Below are 19,364 nucleotides of genomic sequence, written 5' to 3'. Positions count from 1 at the left end.
TAAAAGACCTTTTTTGATGTATTAAAGCGTGTAGTTATCAGACCACTGCTCAAGAATATGTTTGTAAGGCTTAATGAAGTACGCTTCGGTAAATCGACCCTGTTCAATCGCCAGACGGCTTCGCTCTTCCCGGTCATACACAATTTTGGTTAAGGAGTGATCCTGCTGGTTCAGATCCGGTCGGTAGCACAGTCCGGCCGCCGAGTTGGCGTTATAAATTTCCGGGCGATAGATCTTCTGGAACGTCTCCATCGTGCTGATGGTGGCGATCAGTTCGAGATCGGTGTAGTCGCTCAGTAAATCCCCGGTAAAGAAGAACGCGAACGGCGCCACGCTGTGTTCCGGCATGAAGTAGCGCACGCTCAGGCCCATCTTCGCGAAGTACTGTTCCGTGAGCGATTCGCCATCCGGTTGATACTCAACGCCCAGCACGGGGTGCTGATTACCGGTGCGGCGATAGGTATCTTTGCTGGAGACGCTCAGGCAAATCACCGGTCCTTTTGTGAAGTTCTCTTTGTATTCCGGTGAGCTCACAAAATGGCGGAAGATATTGCCGTGCAGTTCGCCAAATTTTTCCGGAATGCTGAAGTGCTGCTGGTTCTTGTTGTGCTCCAGCAACAACACGCTGAAATCATAATCCCGCACGTAAGACGAGAAGTTATTCCCGACGATGCCAGGGATACGCTGGTTGTTTTTCTTGTCGATAATGGTGGTTTGCAGTATCTCAATGGCCGGGAACGGCTTTTCCGCGCCAATATTCAAATCGACAGAGATGATTTCAAGCTCAACCGCATAGCGATCGGCGTTTGGGTTATCCCAGCGTGCTAAAGCGTTAAAGCGGTTGTTGATCATCACCAGCGTATTGCGCAGGTTCTCCTGACGCTTTTCCCCGCGGGCCAGGTTGGCGAAGTTGGTGGTCGTACGCGTATTTTCTGACGGGTTGTAATTCTCATCGAAGCAACTGCGCTTAAGGGTATATGTGAAAGCTTTGCTCATTGTGGTTATGCATCCTAAGTTCATGTTGCTAAGAAGTTACCAATGCATAATTTATGCCTGAGCCCGCGGCGCAGGGGAAGTGACTTAATTTCAATGCAACATGAGGGAAGTTCATGAACAGGATTGCGCACAGCATGGAGAGGGAAGTGAGAGAGTAAGGGGCATCGCGCCCCTTAGCGTTATGCTGTAGGGCGTTCGTTCCAGGCGTCACTGTGCATTATGTTCCCGTCGACGATGCGCCAGGTAATTTTTTCGTACTGCAGACTTACGCTTTCAACATGGTTCATTTTATCGTTGGCAGCGATTTTCACGTTCGGCACGCTGCAGTTAACACCCGTAACCTTTACGTTCTCCATTAGTACGGTGTAATAACAGACTTCCTGTCCGGCATCATTAATATGATAGAACTTAATTTCAGCGCTTTTGAGTGCCTGACCGGTAGATGCTGCTTTGTAAAGGTAGGGCGTGGCGCTATCAACTTCCTTTTCAATCCGCATAGATGAGTGTTGACGCGTGCCGGTGATCTTGCCGTTAGCGCTGTCTACCGGGAGGTTAAGGCCATGGCTCAGTCCTATGATCTCAATGCTACCTTCACGATCCTGAACATCTACAGAACCTTTAATATGTGCTCCACCGTCGTCTTTTAGCCACATGTAGGGAGGAATAGGCATTCTTTATTTCCTTATTTTATTGAGTAGTAGCGTTGTTAAGCGATAAATAAACGTAGCGAGGGTCAGTACGATTAAAATATCGATATTGGTATATGTGTCGTATATTGTTTCAGCATTCACATCACCATAAATAAAATCACATAGAGATGAGACCACGTCATGATCAAGATAGCGTTCAGCGGGTCCCAATGTGCGGCCTACTAAAATGCTGATGCATAGAAACCAGACCGTTTTGAACAGCCTGATGCCCCATTTAAGGGCACGCGTTGGTATATCCACTTTCACTCACCTCAACCCAACCGCGTGCCATCAGTGAACGCATACAGGGAACCTGAATAAGCTCTGTACTCATGAGAGCATTCCGGATCAGTGCGTAATCAGAATTATGGGCAATCGTGATACATCCTTCAGATACCGTACCCGGATGCAGCCGAAACAAACCCCGATAGACGTTATCAATCCAGGTACCATCATCGATTCCCCAGTCATCCTTGTATAAAGCAAACCACTCATCGCGGCCAAATTCTGCACCGGACCTGACCTTATTCCACCGATCCTGAACCTTCGCTTTTAAACCTGAAAAGAAACCTCCAGTCCCTCTGTCAACAATCCAGTATTTACCTGGGGGAATTGGACCCGACCCTTTTACTGCACCACAAAATCCGTTGTTTCTGTAAATTCCCTGCCCGGAATGCGCCATAAACACGCCAACGCCGTACAGGTTAAAAGGCGCATAGTCAGCACCATTTAGCAGCATCGTTCCTTTTAAGGCCATCTTTTCTCCACATCCTTTTATTAAGAGAAAGTCAGCCTACGCCTGACGTGACCATAGATATTCAACCCACATCATATTTATGAACGGCTCATTTTTTTTAAGAAAATGACCTGACAATTTTTAATTACGCTTTCGCGTTAACCTTAGTAAATGCTCAATGAATAATGAACCAGACTCAGCTAACAAAACGCCATGACTGCTTCTCTGGCACACGCTCTGCAATTCCCGCTATAATCCCCAAAATTTCCAACCGGTTTAGAAACAATCATGACAAAACTCACCTTACAAGAGCAGATGCTGAAAGCGGGCCTCGTCAGCAGCAAGAAAGCGGCGAAAGTGCAGCGCACGGCAAAGAAATCACGCGTTCAGGCGCGTGAGGCTCGGGAAGCGGTAGAAGAGAACAAGAAGGCGCAGATCGCGCGTGATAAGCTGCTGAGCGAGCAGCAGAAGCAGGCCGTGCTGGCGAAAGAGTTTAAGGCGCAGGTGAAGCAGTTGATTGAGATGAACCGCATCACCGTGGCGAAAGGCAACATCACCTTTAACTTCACCGACGGTACGCTGATTAAAAAGATTGAAGTCGATAAGCAAACGCAGACCCAGCTGATCAACGGCCGTCTGGCGATTGCGCGCCTGGTGCTCAATGTTAACGGTGACTGCGACTACGCGATCATTCCGGCAGTGGTGGCCGATAAAATCGCCCAGCGCGATGCCGACAGCATCGTGTTAAACAGCGCGCTCAGCCAGGAAGAGCAGGATGAAGACGATCCGTACGCGGACTTCAAAATCCCTGACGATTTGATGTGGTAAACCGCGTTCAGAACGGGGCGGCGTGACGGGCGTTAACCGGCTCGCCGCTCACGGGATGAATAAAATGCAGCTCGCTGGCATGCAGCATCATCCGGGGCGCGTCTTCAGCACCCGGCACGTCAAGACCGCCATACAGGTCGCAACCCAGAATCGGATGCCCCAGTTGCTGGCAGTGAATACGCAGCTGATGGGTTCGCCCGGTCTCCGGGATCAGTTTCACGCGCGTTAACGGTAATCCCGCCCCCTGATAAAACCGTTCCACAACCTGGTAGCGGGAACGGGCGGGTTTCCCGGTGATGGCGCAGATCGACATCAGCGGGAACAGCGCCGGGTCTTTGGCTATCGGCGCATCAATAACCCCTTCATCATTTTCCACGTGGCCGCAAAGCAAGGCGCTGTAGACTTTCTCCACGCTGCGCTGGATAAACTGATGGCACAGTGCCGCGTTAATGGCTTTATTGCGCGCAACCACCATCAGCCCGGACGTACCAAAATCCAGACGGTGCACTAGCGTGCAGCCCGGGAACGTCTGAACCAGACGATAATGGACGGAATCAAGGTTTTGCGGATTTTTGCCCGAGAGGCTGAGTAGGCCGGAAGGCTTGTCGATCAGCAGCAGATGTTCATCCTGCCAGAGGATCTGAATGTCATCGTGACATGGTGGGGCAATAAAAGAATCAATAATCGCAGACATCAGGCCGCCCGGATGGAGAGTGGGAGCGGATGATAACGAAATGCGGGGGAAAAGAAAAACCCTCCCACCGGGCGGTGAGAGGGTGAAGTCTTACGCTGCAACCAGGCTGTCGATGGCGGCTTTCGCGTCGGTCTGCGCTTTGGTCGCCACTTCAGGACCGTAAGCGATACCTTCCGCGAACACGAAGTTCACGTCTGTGATGCCGATGAAGCCCAGGAACAGGCTCAGGTACGGCGCAACCAGGTCGGTTGGGGTGTCTTTATGGATACCGCCACGGCTGGTCAGTACGATCGCACGCTTGCCTTTCACCAGACCTTCCGGGCCGTTCTCGGTGTAACGGAAGGTTACGCCAGCGCGCGCTACCAGGTCGAAGTAGTTCTTCAGCTGGGTTGGGATGTTGAAGTTGTACATTGGGGCGTTGATGACAATAACGTCGTGCGCCTGCAGCTCAGCAATCAGTTCGTCGGACAGGGCCAGCGCTTCCTGCTGACGCGGAGACAGCGGTGCATCGCTTGGGCGCAGCGCGCCAACCAGCTCACCGTCCAGCACAGGAATGGGGTTTGCAGCCAGGTCACGCACGGTGATTTCGTCAGCAGAATGCTGTTCACGCCACTGTTCAACGAAGTAATCAGACAGCTGACCAGACTGAGAGTACCCTGCCAGAATGCTGGATTTCAAAACTAATACTTTGCTCATGGGTGATTCCTGTTGTTGCATTTGATTGAAGGGGGTTGCCCCGTTGCTTGTTGACACTCTATTCACAATCCTGCCACAGAGATAGCGCAATATATCGAAGCCTATGTTCGAATTTTTTGAATAAGGCGCGAAAGGCGTCAGTGTGGTACTCTATAGCAATCATTAAAAAGAGAGTTTATCAGGGCGTGTACTGCCCTTTAACGCTATGACAGAACAACAAAAATTCACCTTCCCGATGCTCCTGCAACAGCTCGATTCTCTGACGCTGCGCGACAAACAGCGCTTTGCCCGCCGCCTGCACGGTGTGAAGAAGGTTAAAAATCCTGATGCACAACAGGCCATTTACCAGGAGATGGCGAAAGAGATTGAACAGGCAGCAGGGAAGGTTGTGCTGCGCGAAGCTGCGCGCCCGGCGATTACCTACCCGGAAAACCTGCCCGTCAGCCAGAAGAAACAGGACATTCTTGAGGCCGTCCGCGACCACCAGGTGGTGATTGTGGCGGGTGAAACCGGTTCGGGGAAAACCACCCAGCTGCCGAAAATCTGTATGGAGCTGGGCCGTGGGATCAAAGGCCTGATTGGCCACACCCAGCCGCGTCGACTGGCGGCGCGCACCGTTGCCAACCGTATTGCCGAAGAGCTGCAGACGGAGCCGGGCGGCTGCATCGGCTACAAGGTCCGTTTCAGCGATCACGTTAGCGATAACACCATGGTCAAACTGATGACCGACGGTATTCTGCTGGCGGAAATCCAGCAGGATCGCCTGCTGATGCAGTATGACACCATCATCATTGACGAAGCGCACGAGCGCAGCCTGAACATCGACTTCCTGCTCGGCTACCTGAAAGAGCTGCTGCCGCGTCGCCCGGATCTGAAAGTGATCATCACCTCCGCGACCATCGACCCGGAGCGCTTCTCGAAGCACTTCAACAATGCGCCGATTATCGAAGTCTCTGGTCGTACCTATCCGGTCGAGGTGCGCTATCGCCCGATTGTTGAAGAGGCGGACGATACCGAGCGCGATCAGCTGCAAGCCATCTTCGATGCCGTTGACGAGTTGGGTAACGAAAGCGCGGGCGACATTCTGATCTTCATGAGCGGCGAGCGCGAAATTCGCGATACCGCCGATGCGCTCAGCAAGCGCGACCTGCGCCACACCGAGATCCTGCCGCTGTATGCCCGCCTGTCCAACAGCGAACAGAACCGCGTCTTCCAGCCGCACAGCGGACGCCGCATCGTCCTGGCGACCAACGTGGCGGAAACCTCGCTGACCGTGCCGGGCATTAAGTATGTGATCGATCCGGGTACGGCGCGCATCAGCCGCTACAGCTACCGTACCAAGGTCCAGCGGCTGCCGATTGAGCCGGTCTCCCAGGCGTCTGCTAACCAGCGTAAAGGCCGCTGCGGCCGCGTGTCGGAAGGGATCTGTATTCGTCTCTATTCCGAAGACGATTTCCTGTCGCGCCCGGAATTTACCGACCCGGAAATTCTGCGCACCAACCTGGCGTCCGTTATCCTGCAGATGACCGCCCTGGGGCTGGGCGACATCGCGGCGTTTCCGTTCGTCGAAGCGCCGGACAAACGCAACATCCAGGACGGCGTGCGTCTGCTGGAAGAGCTCGGGGCGATCACCACCGACGAGCAGGCGACGGTCTACAAACTGACGCCGCTGGGTCGCCAGCTCAGCCAGCTGCCGGTCGACCCGCGTCTGGCACGCATGGTGCTGGAAGCGCAAAAGCACGGCTGCGTGCGCGAGGCGATGATCATTACCTCGGCGCTCTCCATTCAGGATCCGCGCGAGCGTCCGATGGACAAACAGCAGGCGTCGGACGAAAAGCACCGTCGCTTCCACGACAAAGAGTCCGATTTCCTCGCCTTTGTGAACCTGTGGAACTATCTCGGCGAGCAGCAGAAAGCGCTCTCCTCGAACCAGTTCCGCCGCCAGTGCCGCGTGGATTTCCTCAACTACCTGCGCGTGCGCGAGTGGCAGGATATCTACACCCAGCTGCGCCAGGTGGTGAAAGAGCTGGGCATTCCGGTCAACAGCGAACCGGCGGAGTACCGCGAAATTCATATCGCGCTGCTGACCGGCCTGCTGTCCCACATTGGGATGAAGGACGCCGAGAAGCAGGAGTATACCGGCGCGCGTAACGCCCGTTTCTCCATCTTCCCCGGTTCCGGCTTGTTCAGGAAGCCGCCGAAATGGACCATGGTCGCTGAGCTGGTGGAAACCAGCCGCCTGTGGGGGCGCATTGCCGCACGTATCGATCCGGAATGGGTGGAGCCGGTGGCGCAGCATCTGCTTAAGCGCTCGTACAGTGAACCGCACTGGGAGCGCGCGCAGGGCGCGGTGATGGCGACCGAAAAAGTGACCGTTTACGGCCTGCCGGTGGTCGCCGCGCGTAAGGTCAACTACAGTCAGATCGATCCGGCCCTGTGCCGCGAGCTGTTTATCCGCCACGCGCTGGTGGAGGGCGACTGGCAGACGCGGCACGCCTTCTTCCGTGAAAACCTGAAGCTGCGTGCTGAAGTGGAAGAGCTGGAGCATAAATCGCGCCGCCGCGACATTCTGGTGGATGATGAAGCGCTGTTCGAGTTTTACGACCAGCGCATCAGCCACGACGCCATCTCCGCCCGCCATTTTGACAGCTGGTGGAAGAAGGCCAGCAAAGAGACGCCGGACCTGCTCAACTTTGAAAAGAGCATGCTGATTAAAGAGGGCGCGGAGTCGGTCAGCAAGCTCGACTACCCGAACTTCTGGCATCAGGGCAACCTCAAGCTGCGTCTGACCTATCAGTTTGAGCCGGGGGCAGACGCGGACGGCGTGACCGTCCACATTCCGCTGCCGCTGTTAAACCAGGTTGACGAGAGCGGGTTCGAGTGGCAAATCCCCGGCCTGCGCCGCGAACTGGTGATCGCGCTGATCAAATCCCTGCCGAAACCGGTGCGCCGCAACTTTGTGCCTGCGCCGAACTATGCGGAAGCATTTTTGGGCCGCGTCACGCCGCTGGAGCTGCCGCTGCTGGACGCGCTGGAGCGCGAGTTCCGCCGCATGACCGGAACAACCATCGACCGCGATGACTGGAACTGGGATCAGGTGCCCGATCACCTGAAAATCAGCTTCCGCGTGGTGGACGATAAAAATAAAAAGCTGCTGGAAGGGCGTTCCCTGAGCGAGCTGAAAGAGGCGCTGAAAGGCAAAGTCCAGGAGACGCTCTCTGCGGTGGCCGACGACGGCATCGAGCAGAGCGGGCTGCACATCTGGAGCTTTGGTCAGCTTCCGGAAAGCTACGAGCAGAAGCGCGGCAACTATAAGGTGAAAGCCTGGCCTGCGCTGGTGGACGAGCGCGACAGCGTGGCGATCAAACTGTTTGATAACCCGCAGGAACAGCAGCAGATGATGTGGCGCGGGCTGCGCCGCCTGCTGCTGCTCAACATCCCGTCGCCGATCAAGTATCTGCACGAGAAGCTGCCGAACAAGGCCAAGCTGGGGCTCTACTTTAACCCGTACGGCAAGGTGCTGGATCTGATTGACGACTGCATCTCCTGCGGCGTGGACAAACTGATCCACGAAGCGGGCGGCCCGGTCTGGACGGAAGAGGGCTTTGCTCAGCTTCACGAGAAGGTGCGTGCGGAGCTGAACGACACCGTGGTGGAGATTGCCAAACAGGTCGAGCAGATCCTCACTGCCGTGTTCAACATCAATAAGCGCCTGAAGGGGCGCGTGGATATGACCATGGCGCTGGGGCTGTCGGACGTGAAGGCGCAGATGGCGGGGCTGGTTTACCGCGGCTTTGTCACCGGCAACGGCTTCAACCGTCTGGGCGATACGCTGCGCTATCTGCAGGCCATTGAAAAACGCCTGGAGAAAATGGCGGTCGATCCGCACCGCGATCGCGCGCAGATGTTGAAAGTGGAGAGCGTGCAGCAGGCGTGGCAGCAGTGGCTCAACAAGCTGCCGCCAGCGCGTCGCGACGATGAAGACGTGCAGGCGATCCGCTGGATGATCGAGGAGCTGCGCGTCAGCTTCTTTGCCCAGCAGCTCGGTACGCCGTATCCGATTTCGGATAAGCGTATTTTGCAGGCGATGGAGCAGATTTCCGGTTAAAACCCTTGCCCGTTTTTCTCCCTCTCCCGTGGGAGAGGGTTGGGGTGAGGGCACCAGGCCGCAAAATTTTCACCCATTCACAATCGCCAGCGTAAACCCATCCCATCCCTTAACCCCCACCGTTTGCAGCGCGGTGGCGGTTAAGCGCGGATTATCTCCAGTCATTTCAATAAACCGACGCACGCCCAGCACGCGCGCGTCGTCGCTTTGGCCGTTAATGACTTCGCCATCACGGACCACGTTATCGCCGATAATTACCGTACCGGGGCGGGAGTAGTGCAGCGCCCATTCCAGATAGCCGGGATTGTTCGGCTTATCGGCATCAATAAAGATCAGGTCGAACGGCGGAACCTCGCCGAAATTCTCCAGCGAGCTCAGCGCCGGGCCTTCAATTAATTCAATACGTTCGTCTAGCCCCGCGAGGTGAATATTCTGGCGGGCAACCCCGGCATGCGTCGGGTCGGCCTCAAGCGTAATCAGCTTACCGTCCGGCGGCAGCGCGCGCGCCATCCAGATTGAGCTGTAGCCACCCAGCGTCCCAATCTCAAGAATGCGTCTTGCCTGCGTCATGCGCACGAACAGTGCCAGCAACTGCCCCTGATTGGCCGCGACATCGTGTTCGGGTAGCCCGGCGCGTTTGTTGTTTTCCAGTACCTGGCTCAGTACGTCATCGTCATGAATAAGCGAAGAAATCATGAAATTATCAACTGCAGACCATTGTTGTTGCATAGATTGACTCCTTGGATTTTTCTCCCTCTCCCTGTGGGAGAGGGTCGGGGTGAGGGCATCAGCGCGCAAGCCGGGTTCATGCACTCTTCCAGCCGCCGCCCAGCGCTTTATACAAATCAATCTGCGCCAGCAGCAGGTTATTTTTCACCTGCACCACGCTGGTCTGAACCGAGTACAGCGTGCGCTGCGCGTCCAGCACGTCCAGATAGGAGGAGTAGCCGTTGCGATTGCGGTTCTGCGCAATGCGCAGCGTCTCCTGGGCCACCTCCTGCTGGGCAAGCAGCTCCGTCAGCTGTTCCTGATAGCGACTTATCGCATCAAGGCTGTTGTTCACTTCGGCAAACGCGTTACGCACGGTTTTTTCATAGGCGTACAGCGCCTGGTTACGCTGGGACTGGGAAATGTCTACCTGCGCATTCAGCGCCTGGCGGTTCAGCAGCGGGGCGAGAATACTGCCCCCGACACTCCAGAGCTGAAGCGGGTTGTCCAGCAGGCCGGATAGGGTGCGATCCTGAACCGATCCGCTGGCGGTCAGGTTGAACGACGGCAGCAGGCTGGCGCGCGACGCCGCGAGCGAGGCATCCGCCGCCACCAGCTGGCGTTCGGCCTGGACGATATCCGGGCGGCGGTTCAGGAGCGTAGAAGGCAGCTGCGACGGCAGCGTCAGCGGCGTCAGCGCCGCAAAGCTTTCGCTGCGCGCCACGTCGCCCGGGTTGCTTCCCAGCAGCAGGCTCAGGGCATTCTCCTGCTGTGCGATCTGATGCTGCAGCACGGGCACCTGCGCCCGCGTTGAGCGCAGTTCGGAATCCGACTGCATCAACTCCAGACGCGAGCTGTAGCCCGTTTCAAACTGACGTTTCGCGAGGTTAAATGCCTCCTCGCGCGATTTCAGCGTGGACTCCGTCACGCGCAGCTGTTCGTCAAGCGAGAGCAGGGTGACATAGCCGGATGCAACGGAAGACGCGACGGTCAAATCCGCGGCCGCGGCGGCGGCTTTTTGCGCCGCCAGCGAGGCTTCGGCAGCGCGCGAGGTGCTGCGGTTGACGCCCCAGATATCCACGTCATAGCTCGCCGTCAGGCTCCCTCTGTACAGCGTGCCGTAAACCGGCAGCCCGGTCGCGGCGGATTGTGAACGGGCGCGCGTCCCGGTTACGCCCGCGTCAAGCGAGGGAAACAGGCTACCGTCGGCCGCATAGACCCGCGCCTGATACTCGTTTATCCGTTCGCGGGCGATCAGCACGTCGCTGTTATTCTGCAGCGCCTGGTCCACATAGCGGTTGAGATGGTTGTCATGGAAATTACGCCACCAGAGCTGCTCCGTCGGGCTGGCAGGGCCGGAGACGGTGCGCCACTGGGTGGGGATGTGCAGCGTCGGCTGCGCCGGTTTCACGTCAACGGACTGGCATCCGGCCAGCATGACCGCCGTCACCAGCGCGGCTATCGGGCGAAGGAGCATTACTTCGCCTCCCGCGTATCAATGGTCACCTGTACCGACATACCCGGACGCAGCAGCGCGGAATCTTCTGGCTTACCGAGCACCTCAATGCGCACCGGAATACGCTGGGCAATTTTGACAAAGTTGCCGGTGGCGTTATCCGGCGTGATGGCGCTGAACTCCACGCCGGTTGCCGGGGAGATGCTCTCCACGCGGCCCTGATACGCTTTATTGTTCAGGGCATCTACCGTGAATTTCACCGGCTGACCGACGCGCAGCTCCGCGAGCTGGGTCTCTTTAATATTGGCGATGACCCAGTGCTGCGGCGGCACCAGGGTGGTGAGATGGGTTCCGGCGGTCACGTAGGCCCCGAGGCGCACGGCGATCTGGCCGAGCTGACCGTCACGCGGCGCCACAATGCGGGTATTTTGCAGGTCAATCTGCGCCAACTCCAGCGCTGCTTTAGCGTTTTCAACATCCGCTTCCAGCGCACCGCGGTTCACAATCACCGTCTGCAGATCCTGACGCGACATCTCAAGCGCGGCTTTGGCCTGGTCGATATCGGCGCTGCCCTGGGCGGCACTGGCCAGCGCCGCGTCGCGCTCGCGAATGGAAAGCGAGCCGTCAGATGTCAGCTCTTTCACCCGCTTTAAATCCGCCTGGCTTTTCAGGCTCTGGGCGCGGGCATTTTTCAGCGCCGCGTCATTTTTGGCGATCGTTGCTTCGGCGCTTTTACGCTGCTGCAGGTTGTTATTCAGGGCGGCAATTTTCATCGCCAGCTGCGCCTCGGCCTGGTGCACGCGCTGACGGTAGATACGGTCATCAATCTGCAGCAGCAGGTCGCCTTTTTTGACCTGCTCAAAGTCCTGAACCTTCACCTCGGTGATATAGCCGTTCACCTGCGGGCTGATAAACGTCGTCTGGCCGCGCACGTAGGCGTTATCGGTAAACTGCGCGTGACGGGTGAACGGCGGCAGCTGCCACGCATAAAGGATCACCAGCACGCCGACGATACCGATGGCGGCGGCGGTGAAAACGGAAACAATGCGCACATTTTTGCGGGTGTTGGCCTGCTCTTTGGCGGCATCCTGCTGACTCATAAACTCTCCAGAAGTATTTCAATTATTTGTTGCCGGTGGCGTTCTTCAGCGCCAGACGGGCAGTGATGCGCAGGCGCAGCAAGCGCCATAAAATCCAGACCAGCGTGGCGGCAGCGATGCTCGCCGTCAGAAGATAAGTATCGTTGTAAGCCAGAATGTTTGCCTCAAGGGCGGTGACCGTTTGCAGCTGCGTTATCGCCTGGGTCCCCAACAGCGAACTGTCACCGATCAGGCTTTTATACATCTGGGTATAAAGCTGAATGCGCTCGTTGACCAGCGGGTTAAGCGTGGTGAGCTGGTCCGCCAGCAGGCTGGAGTGGTACTTCTCGCGCCAGGTCTGGAAGGTGCCGAGGATCGCGGAACCCAGCAGGCCGCCGAGGTTCTGGCTCATGCCAAACATCACCGAGAAGCTGACCAGGTTACGCGGGTCGGCGATCACCCCGCCAATGGCGGCCAGCATAGCGGGCGCCAGGAAGAAGGCGCTGCCGAAGCCCAGCAGGAACTGGCTGACCATCAGCTGATCCGGGCGGGTCAGGTTATTGGACTGGCTGTCCAGCAGCGAGGCAACAATCATCAGCGCCAGAGACGTGATGATTGGCCACGCCAGTTTCGTCGGCTTGATGGTGAGACAGCTGGTGACAATCCCGCAGACGATCCCGGCGAAAATAGACCACGCCAGGTGCGTCATCTGCTCGTTCTGTAAGCCCACGTACTGCAGCCAGCCGATGACGCCGGTGTTTTGCTCGGCCAGCACGATGCGGATCAGCAGCATAATTAGCCCCAGGCGGACTATGCTGCCGCTCGACAGCCAGCGGGTGTTCAGCAGCGGGTTGGCGCGGTTATGTTCAAAGACGATGGCAGCGACAATCAGCACCAGCGATAGCGCCAGCGACCAGCCGATCCACGGCGCCTCGAACCACCAGTCCAGACGGCCTAAAGAGAGCACGGCGCAGAGCAGCGCCATTCCGGGAGCCAGTAAAAAAAAGGTGATAAAGTCTTTTTTCTCGAAGACCTTGCGCCGGTCGCCCGGCGGCAGTTTTAAGGCTATCACGCAGGCCAGGGAGATCAGCGCCAGCCCCAGCTCGAAGAAATAGAGCCCGCGCCACTCGTCCAGCTGCAGCAACTCGGTCGAAAACAGGCGGGCCAGCGGGATGGCGAGTGACGATCCGGTGATGCCGATGGTCAGCGCCTTGAGGCGGTGCTTCGCCGGCCAGGCCTGGATCTGATAGTAAATCCCCAGCGAGCTGAGCGCGGCGGCCACCATGCCGTGCGCGGCGCGAACCATCAGCGCCGAGCTGAGATCGTTTACGAACAGGTGGAAAAAGGTCACCAGCACGTACAGCACCAGAAAACCTTCCGTAAAGGCGCGCAGGCCGTACTGCTGGCGGAATTTCACCAGCAGCAGGTTGATGGAGATGTTGGTCATCACATAGACCGCGGGCAGCCAGGCGATTTCGGTGGACCAGGCCCCGAAAGTCCCCTGCAAATTTTGCAGGTTGGCGGTCACCACCGCATTGCCCAGCGCCCCCGTCAGGCAAACCAGCAGCCCAACGACGCCATAGGCAATGCGTTTTGGCGTACTGTGTTCGGGCGTGGAGGGCGAACCCAGCAGGGCGGGTTTCTCATGTGGCTGCCACTCGCGAGGAGCATAAGGGTCGCGTTCGGGCAGGCGCATAACGTCGTTTACCTTAGAAATGATTGAATAATTAGCGGGCTAGCGATTCTACGTCTGCCGCAAATGATAATTCAAGTGAATATGATTTACGCATGTTAATCAAATGGTGAAGGGAAATTTAAGGAAAAAGAGCGGCCCGATGTCGCCGTTGTGTTGAGAACCTTAAGTCGCTACCCTGAAGGGATACAGAGAAGGAGTTCATCATGGAACAGACCCATTTTCCCATCCTGCCGGATGCCACGCTGGCGGCCATCAATACTGTCGGTGAATGGCTGGCGCAGGATGACCTGAGCGGCAGCCGCCAGCACCTGGACGTCGATGCGGTGATCCTGGCAGGGAACGCGGTGATCCCGACCATTGAGGCGGCATGTCGAATTGCCGCGAAGAGAGATGTACCGCTTCTGATTAGCGGTGGCATCGGCCATTCGACCCCCTTTTTATATACCGCCATTGGCAATCATCCACGTTACCACACCGTACCGGTCACAGGGCGGGCTGAAGCGAGCATTCTTGCCGACATTGCGCGGGCGTTCTGGCAGATCCCCGAGGCGCAGCTGTGGGTTGAGGATCGCTCCACCAACTGCGGTGAAAACGCGCGCTTTAGCTGGAACATGCTGAAACAGCGCCATCGAACGACCGGACGGGTGCTGGTGGTGCAGGATCCGACGATGCAGCGCCGCACGATGGCGACGTTTGCCCGCGTTTGTCGGGATGAGCCCGTATCGCCGCAGTGGGTCAGCCATCCTGGGTTTACGCCGACGCTGCAAAACGGTAACGAAGGTGTGGAATTCAGTGAGGGCAACACCGGCCTGTGGCCCGTTGACCGTTACCTTTCACTGGTTATGGGGGAACTGCCGCGCCTGTATGATGACGCCAACGGCTATGGCCCGGCCGGGCGGGATTTTATCGCCCACGTTGCCTTTCCGGAGGCGGTGACTGCCGCGTGGAAACAGCTACAGCAGGATCCTGTCCTGACGGATGCGTTGTCCAGGCGCTCGCTTTAGGGACGTAATTAGAAGCAATAACAACCGCTTCAGAATAACATTTGGCTTACAGCGACACCCTGGTCCGGCTGTAAATCGCCGAAGCGTTTCCGTAAGGCCGGGGCGAGGCGCAGGGATGCGCCGAGAGGGCGTGGCCTGCAGGGATGCAGGCTCATGCCCGACCCGATAGCCTGAAGGAATAAGCTGAGGGTACCGCAAAGCGGCGATTTACCGCCGGAAGCCTGGGTCGGCAGGGTGGTGGCGATTGAGCCACCCTGGCACGTTCACCGGTCATGTCGTTACAGAGTAGCAAGGAACATAACGTGAACGGAATGACCACCAGAGCCGTATGTTCCCCTCACCCTAACCCTCTCCCATAGGGAGAGGGGATGGTTCACAGCTCATATTAGCCTTGAATAAAGAAAAAAATCACAGCGCCGCAAACTTATCCAGCGTCCGCACCAGCTGCGTCACAAACCCATACTCGTTGTCATACCAGGCAACGGCTTTCACCAGCTGAAGGTCTCCCGCTTCTGACACCTCCGTCTGCGTGGCGTCAAACACTGAACCATAATGTGAACCAATCACATCTGACGACACGATCTCTTCATCGGTATACCCGAACGATTTATTGCCCTGCGTCGCCTTTTTCAGCGCGGCGTTGATCTCCTCAACGGTCACTTTCTTGCCCAGAATGGCCACCAGTTCGGTAACGGAGCCCGTTTTAACCGGCACGCGCTGCGCGTGGCCCTTCAGCTTGCCGCTGAGCGCAGGGATCACCAGACCAATGGCTTTGGCGGCGCCGGTGGTATGCGGAATGATATTCTCTGCCGCCGCCCGCGAGGCGCGAAGATCTTTCCCGCGCGGGCCATCCACCAGCGCCTGCGTACCGGTATAGGCGTGAATGGTGGTCATGGTGCCCACTTTTATTTCAAACGCATCGTTCAGGGCTTTCGCCAGCGGGGCAAGGCAGTTGGTGGTGCAGGAGGCGACGGAGATGATGGTATCACCCGCGTCAATGGTGTCGTCATTCACGCTGTAGACGATGGTTTTCATGTCACCCGCAGGTGCGGAGATGAGCACTTTCTTCGCGCCCGCGTCCAGGTGCGCCCGTGATTTTTCTTCAGAGGTATAAAAACCGGTGCACTCCACGACGATATCCACACCGGCGGTTTTCCACGGAATGTGCTTTGCCTCTTTTTCGGCATAGACCGCTATGGTTTTACCATCAACAATCAGCGCATCCTCCGTGAAATCCACGCTCCACGGGAAGCCACCGTAGTTGGAATCGTGCCTGAGCAGGTAGGCCAGCACTTTGGGGGAGGTGAGGTCGTTGATGGCGACGACGGTATTACTGTCCTGGGTTTCAAGAAGGCGACGAAGTACAAGGCGGCCAATACGTCCAAAACCGTTAATGCCAATTTTACTCATGGTGTTCTCCTGTAAACGTGTCGATGTGACAGTTTGAACTCATCCAGGCTTAGACCATCACGGGCAGGGCGGCAATTGAAGATGCTTCATGCGGGAGGATGTATTTGAAAAACCATACAGAAAAGTTAATGAATTTTTAAGGAAAGGAGATTATGTTGGCGCGGTAACTGTTTTTAATCGAGAAATCACATGCGCACTAAATATACAAGCCTGCAAATTGGCATCCACTGGCTGGTGTTTCTGTTAATCATCGTCGCTTACTGCGCCATGGAGTTCAAAGGTTTCTTCCCGCGCACCGCGCGCCCAGCGATCAATATGATCCACGTCTCATGCGGTATCAGTATCCTGGTGCTGATGGTGACGCGTCTGCTGGTTCGCCTGAAATTCCGCGCGCCGCCGATTCAACCGAAGCCAAAAGCAATGGTGACGGGGCTGTCTCATCTGGGGCATCTGGTGGTGTATCTGCTGTTTATTGCGCTGCCGCTGATTGGCATTGTGATGATGTATAACCGGGGCAGCGACTGGTTTGCCTTTGGTCTGGCGATGCCGCATGCGGCGGAGTCCAATTTTGACCTGGTAGATGTGCTGAAAGAGTGGCACGAGACACTGGCAAATCTGGGCTATTTTGTGATTGGCCTGCACGCGGCGGCGGCGCTGATGCATCACTATTTCTGGAAAGATAATACTCTTCTGCGCATGATGCCGAAAAAGCGTTCGTAGTCTTCTCGCCCGGCGGCGCTTCGCTTGCACGGGCCTACAAACGGCTCTGAATCGTAGGCCGGGATCGCTACGCGTCACCCGGCTTGTTTTTAACCCAGCAAAGCACGCTCTTCAGCTGTTAATGCCAGCGCCTGCGTTGACCCCGTCTCCGACGACGTCACCGCCGCTTCCAGCACGGCCATGACTGCCAGTGCCTCAACCGGGTGGACAGGATTGGTGATTTTCCCAAGCAGCGCGTCACGCACGTTGATGTAATACTGGCGCTGATCGCCTTTCGGGGTAGGGATCGTCTGCGATGCGCCGTCAGCGCCAAAGAACACCATACTGTCGATGTCTTCGCCCCAGGTTTCACTGCCCGGGATCACCCCGGAGAGCAGCTGTGCTTCCTGCTGATCGATTCTGGCCTTCACCACGCTGCCCTTGTCCCCGTGGACGGCAAAGCGCGCCGTACCGCCTGCCACCAGCATGCTGGCGTGCAGAATCACCTTATGCTCCGGATAGTTTAAGACCACGTGCGCCCAGTCGTTGATTTCTGCGCCGTCGCGCAGCGTCGCGATATTCCCCTGAACCGACTGCGGTAGGCCAAAGAGCTGCAGCGTCTGGTCGATAAGATGAGGACCCAGGTCAAACCATAAGCCGCTTCCGGGGACGTTCTGCTCGCGCCAGCGCACGCGCACTTCCGGGCGGAAGCGGTCGATATGCGACTCCAGGTGCTTAACCTTGCCGAGCGTGCCTTGCTCAATGACCTGCTTAATGCCGAGGAAATCGCTGTCCCAGCGGCGGTTGTGGAAGACAGAAAGCAGTAGCTGCTTTTCCTCGGCCAGCGCAATCAGGTCGCGGGCTTCCTGCATGTCGAGGGTGAAAGGCTTATCCACCACGACATGCTTGCCGGCGTTCAGAGCCAGCGTCGCCAGCGGGGCGTGCGTGGCGTTGGGGGCGGCAATCACCACCAGGTCAACATCAGGATGCTGAATAGCCTCTTCAGGGGTGGCGACCACCTCTACGTCCGGCAGATCGCGTTTCACCTTCTCTTCATCACGAGAAGAGACCACTGCCAGCTTAAGCCCGTCCACAGACTGGATTAACGGGGCATGGAAGGTTTTGCCCACAAATCCATACCCGATCAGCGCAATGTTAATTGTTCGAACTGTACTCATGAACTTCTCCACGTTAATTCGCGCACACCGTGACCTGCAATGCGCCAGGGTCCCCAAGCTCTGGCCAGGGACGATCTAAAAAGAGTTGTTGAATGTTGGATAACCCGGAAACCAGATACGGCTCGCAGCGGTTGACTTTCAGGTGGTCGGCAACAATCCAGTGCGCATAGCTTGCGTCAAGCATCGCGCGCTTAACCTCGGCATCCGCTTCTTTACCGGCGCTCAAACCGAGTTCAGCATGAATGGCGCACGCCCCGAGGATGGCGATATCTGCCCGATAGCGGGACAGCAAGGACAAGGTGGCGCTTCCGGCAAACAGGCGCTGCTTATGGTCCCATTTCCCGCCGAGCAGGATCAGCTCAACGTCTTCCCGGTCGCTAAAATGCTGGGCGATGTCCAGCGACGTGGTAATGACGGTGAGCGGCCCGCGAAGAAAGGAAGCGACAGCCATCACCGTGCTGCCCGCATCCAGAAACAGGGTAGAACCCGCAGGAACCTGCTGTGCGACCTGTTTTCCCAGGCGCTGTTTGGTTTCCGGCAGCAGCGTATTGCGGCCCTGGCGATTCATGGCGGAAAGATTCAGCGCGATGGCCCCGCCGTGGTTCTTCTGCGCCAGCCCCTGGTTTTCCAGGTCGGTCAGATCCCGACGGATGGTATCGGCTGAAACCTGCAGCTTTTCTGCCAGCTCGGTGATGCTGGCCTGGCCTTGCTCGCTCAGGATATCCAGAACGTGGCGTTGTCGTGCGGTTTTGTGCATCGGTGTGCATTCCTGCAAAATGTCGCAATAGTTTGCATAATACAGCATTTTAACGCAGAGAAAAGGGCAACGTCGTTTTGGTGTCGGGGAGAGGCGTGATGATTCAGATGCGTGATTATTAAAATTTTATTAAACAGGTATAAGTAAGCCGTTTTGAATGTTAACCACAATGTTATTGTTATGTTTTATTTAACGATTTGGGTTATGTAACCACTGCATTCCTATTGTCTGGATTTTTATTCTGTTTAATATTTTTGGTGTGGTTTTTGATTGCTTTAATTAGTTTATTAATAGCATTAAATTCTAATTTGACTTGTTTGGCTACTTAAATTGACACTTCTTTGAAAATCTTTGTGTCTGACCCGCCCGGAAATTAACGCAAAAATGTGCAGGTAACGAATTAAGAATTTTCCTTAAATAACAGTCGGTTTATATGTTTCATCTGAAAGGTCATTTTAAGAGTTTTGTCCAGAAACCCCATCTTTTTTCTTAATTGTAACACCACATTAACATTGGGGGTGTAGTGGCTTATAACGCATTTTGTTATGCTGCTAACCACTTTAGGAAATAAGTAAATTCTTAATTTAAATAAGACGCAGGCAGATCTCATCTCCAGAGTAAATGGGTATG

At 56.3% G+C, this 19,364-nt stretch carries 16 protein-coding genes; 4 read left to right on the top strand and 12 right to left on the bottom strand.

Annotated features, from left to right (window positions below; genetic code table 11):
- Positions 1 to 21: 21 nt before the first annotated feature.
- The 3 genes from CWR52_RS01580 to CWR52_RS01565 form a co-directional block, all read right to left on the bottom strand.
- The gene (locus CWR52_RS01580) at positions 22 to 996 is read right to left on the bottom strand and encodes a DUF1852 domain-containing protein (RefSeq protein WP_104948626.1); all 975 of its coding nucleotides are present in this window, start codon (positions 994 to 996) and stop codon (positions 22 to 24) included.
- A 179-nt stretch (positions 997 to 1,175) separates the two neighbouring features.
- Positions 1,176 to 1,667: an Hcp family type VI secretion system effector gene (locus tag CWR52_RS01575; RefSeq protein WP_008502317.1), complete on the bottom strand. Its 492-nt coding sequence runs from the start codon at positions 1,665 to 1,667 to the stop codon at positions 1,176 to 1,178.
- A 253-nt stretch (positions 1,668 to 1,920) separates the two neighbouring features.
- On the bottom strand, positions 1,921 to 2,442 hold the full coding sequence (locus CWR52_RS01565; protein WP_032674738.1) for a DUF2778 domain-containing protein: 522 nt from the start codon (positions 2,440 to 2,442) through the stop codon (positions 1,921 to 1,923).
- A gap of 267 nt (positions 2,443 to 2,709) precedes the next feature.
- Here CWR52_RS01565 and CWR52_RS01560 point away from each other — a divergent pair, with 267 nt between their 5' ends.
- Positions 2,710 to 3,249, top strand: coding sequence for a DUF2058 domain-containing protein (locus CWR52_RS01560; protein ID WP_104948624.1), 540 nt, complete (start codon positions 2,710 to 2,712; stop codon positions 3,247 to 3,249).
- A gap of 7 nt (positions 3,250 to 3,256) precedes the next feature.
- Here CWR52_RS01560 and CWR52_RS01555 read toward each other — a convergent pair whose 3' ends face one another.
- Both CWR52_RS01555 and azoR read right to left on the bottom strand, forming a co-directional pair.
- A complete protein-coding gene (locus CWR52_RS01555; protein WP_104948623.1) occupies positions 3,257 to 3,943 on the bottom strand; it encodes an RluA family pseudouridine synthase in 687 nt (228 codons plus the stop codon).
- A gap of 90 nt (positions 3,944 to 4,033) precedes the next feature.
- Positions 4,034 to 4,639 (bottom strand): FMN-dependent NADH-azoreductase, encoded by a 606-nt coding sequence (gene azoR / locus CWR52_RS01550; RefSeq protein WP_008502313.1) that lies wholly within the window; start codon positions 4,637 to 4,639, stop codon positions 4,034 to 4,036.
- A 205-nt stretch (positions 4,640 to 4,844) separates the two neighbouring features.
- Between azoR and hrpA the strand changes: the two genes are divergently transcribed.
- Positions 4,845 to 8,747, top strand: coding sequence for an ATP-dependent RNA helicase HrpA (gene hrpA / locus CWR52_RS01545; RefSeq protein WP_104948622.1), 3,903 nt, complete (start codon positions 4,845 to 4,847; stop codon positions 8,745 to 8,747).
- 69 nt (positions 8,748 to 8,816) lie between these two features.
- Here the strand turns inward: hrpA and CWR52_RS01540 are convergent, their stop codons facing one another.
- The 4 genes from CWR52_RS01540 to CWR52_RS01525 all read right to left on the bottom strand — a co-directional run bounded on the left by CWR52_RS01540 (position 8,817) and on the right by CWR52_RS01525 (position 13,686).
- Entirely contained in the window at positions 8,817 to 9,476 is a 660-nt protein-coding gene (locus CWR52_RS01540) for an O-methyltransferase (protein WP_104948621.1), read from the bottom strand.
- 76 nt (positions 9,477 to 9,552) lie between these two features.
- The gene (locus tag CWR52_RS01535; protein WP_104948620.1) at positions 9,553 to 10,932 is read right to left on the bottom strand and encodes an efflux transporter outer membrane subunit; all 1,380 of its coding nucleotides are present in this window, start codon (positions 10,930 to 10,932) and stop codon (positions 9,553 to 9,555) included.
- On the bottom strand, positions 10,932 to 12,011 hold the full coding sequence (locus tag CWR52_RS01530; RefSeq protein ID WP_047746356.1) for an HlyD family secretion protein: 1,080 nt from the start codon (positions 12,009 to 12,011) through the stop codon (positions 10,932 to 10,934). The genes CWR52_RS01535 and CWR52_RS01530 overlap by 1 nt, the downstream gene beginning before the upstream one ends.
- Before the next feature lie 22 nt (positions 12,012 to 12,033).
- Positions 12,034 to 13,686, bottom strand: a complete 1,653-nt coding sequence (locus CWR52_RS01525) for an MFS transporter (protein WP_104948619.1) — start codon at positions 13,684 to 13,686, stop codon at positions 12,034 to 12,036.
- A gap of 203 nt (positions 13,687 to 13,889) precedes the next feature.
- Here CWR52_RS01525 and CWR52_RS01520 point away from each other — a divergent pair, with 203 nt between their 5' ends.
- Positions 13,890 to 14,690 carry a YdcF family protein gene (locus CWR52_RS01520; protein WP_104948618.1) on the top strand — a complete coding sequence of 267 codons (801 nt, stop codon included), beginning with the start codon at positions 13,890 to 13,892 and terminating at the stop codon, positions 14,688 to 14,690.
- Positions 14,691 to 15,098: 408 nt separating this feature from the next.
- Here the strand turns inward: CWR52_RS01520 and gap are convergent, their stop codons facing one another.
- Entirely contained in the window at positions 15,099 to 16,100 is a 1,002-nt protein-coding gene (gap, locus tag CWR52_RS01515; protein WP_024908382.1) for a type I glyceraldehyde-3-phosphate dehydrogenase, read from the bottom strand.
- Between the two features lie 189 nt (positions 16,101 to 16,289).
- On the opposite strand from gap, the gene cybB reads away from it, so the two are divergent.
- A complete protein-coding gene (cybB, locus tag CWR52_RS01510; RefSeq protein ID WP_104948617.1) occupies positions 16,290 to 16,820 on the top strand; it encodes a cytochrome b561 in 531 nt (176 codons plus the stop codon).
- 89 nt (positions 16,821 to 16,909) lie between these two features.
- Here the strand turns inward: cybB and CWR52_RS01505 are convergent, their stop codons facing one another.
- Positions 16,910 to 17,977 carry an oxidoreductase gene (locus CWR52_RS01505; RefSeq protein ID WP_104948616.1) on the bottom strand — a complete coding sequence of 356 codons (1,068 nt, stop codon included), beginning with the start codon at positions 17,975 to 17,977 and terminating at the stop codon, positions 16,910 to 16,912.
- A gap of 13 nt (positions 17,978 to 17,990) precedes the next feature.
- Positions 17,991 to 18,734 carry a DeoR/GlpR family DNA-binding transcription regulator gene (locus CWR52_RS01500; RefSeq protein ID WP_104948615.1) on the bottom strand — a complete coding sequence of 248 codons (744 nt, stop codon included), beginning with the start codon at positions 18,732 to 18,734 and terminating at the stop codon, positions 17,991 to 17,993.
- Positions 18,735 to 19,364 lie beyond the last annotated feature (630 nt).

The sequence above is a fragment of the Enterobacter sp. SGAir0187 genome (genome assembly GCF_002952735.2).
Lineage (GTDB): Bacteria > Pseudomonadota > Gammaproteobacteria > Enterobacterales > Enterobacteriaceae > Enterobacter > Enterobacter quasiroggenkampii.
This window is presented reverse-complemented; position numbering and strand designations above follow the sequence as displayed.

What these genes read in the sequence shown, in the direction of transcription:
- CWR52_RS01580 (WP_104948626.1), bottom strand. Translation starts at nt 996, where the DNA reads ATGAGCAAAGCTTTCACATATACCCTTAAGCGCAGTTGCTTCGATGAG.
- CWR52_RS01575 (WP_008502317.1), bottom strand. Translation starts at nt 1,667, where the DNA reads ATGCCTATTCCTCCCTACATGTGGCTAAAAGACGACGGTGGAGCACAT.
- CWR52_RS01565 (WP_032674738.1), bottom strand. Translation starts at nt 2,442, where the DNA reads ATGGCCTTAAAAGGAACGATGCTGCTAAATGGTGCTGACTATGCGCCT.
- CWR52_RS01560 (WP_104948624.1), top strand. Translation starts at nt 2,710, where the DNA reads ATGACAAAACTCACCTTACAAGAGCAGATGCTGAAAGCGGGCCTCGTC.
- CWR52_RS01555 (WP_104948623.1), bottom strand. Translation starts at nt 3,943, where the DNA reads ATGTCTGCGATTATTGATTCTTTTATTGCCCCACCATGTCACGATGAC.
- azoR (WP_008502313.1), bottom strand. Translation starts at nt 4,639, where the DNA reads ATGAGCAAAGTATTAGTTTTGAAATCCAGCATTCTGGCAGGGTACTCT.
- hrpA (WP_104948622.1), top strand. Translation starts at nt 4,845, where the DNA reads ATGACAGAACAACAAAAATTCACCTTCCCGATGCTCCTGCAACAGCTC.
- CWR52_RS01540 (WP_104948621.1), bottom strand. Translation starts at nt 9,476, where the DNA reads ATGCAACAACAATGGTCTGCAGTTGATAATTTCATGATTTCTTCGCTT.
- CWR52_RS01535 (WP_104948620.1), bottom strand. Translation starts at nt 10,932, where the DNA reads ATGCTCCTTCGCCCGATAGCCGCGCTGGTGACGGCGGTCATGCTGGCC.
- CWR52_RS01530 (WP_047746356.1), bottom strand. Translation starts at nt 12,011, where the DNA reads ATGAGTCAGCAGGATGCCGCCAAAGAGCAGGCCAACACCCGCAAAAAT.
- CWR52_RS01525 (WP_104948619.1), bottom strand. Translation starts at nt 13,686, where the DNA reads ATGCGCCTGCCCGAACGCGACCCTTATGCTCCTCGCGAGTGGCAGCCA.
- CWR52_RS01520 (WP_104948618.1), top strand. Translation starts at nt 13,890, where the DNA reads ATGGAACAGACCCATTTTCCCATCCTGCCGGATGCCACGCTGGCGGCC.
- gap (WP_024908382.1), bottom strand. Translation starts at nt 16,100, where the DNA reads ATGAGTAAAATTGGCATTAACGGTTTTGGACGTATTGGCCGCCTTGTA.
- cybB (WP_104948617.1), top strand. Translation starts at nt 16,290, where the DNA reads ATGCGCACTAAATATACAAGCCTGCAAATTGGCATCCACTGGCTGGTG.
- CWR52_RS01505 (WP_104948616.1), bottom strand. Translation starts at nt 17,977, where the DNA reads ATGAGTACAGTTCGAACAATTAACATTGCGCTGATCGGGTATGGATTT.
- CWR52_RS01500 (WP_104948615.1), bottom strand. Translation starts at nt 18,734, where the DNA reads ATGCACAAAACCGCACGACAACGCCACGTTCTGGATATCCTGAGCGAG.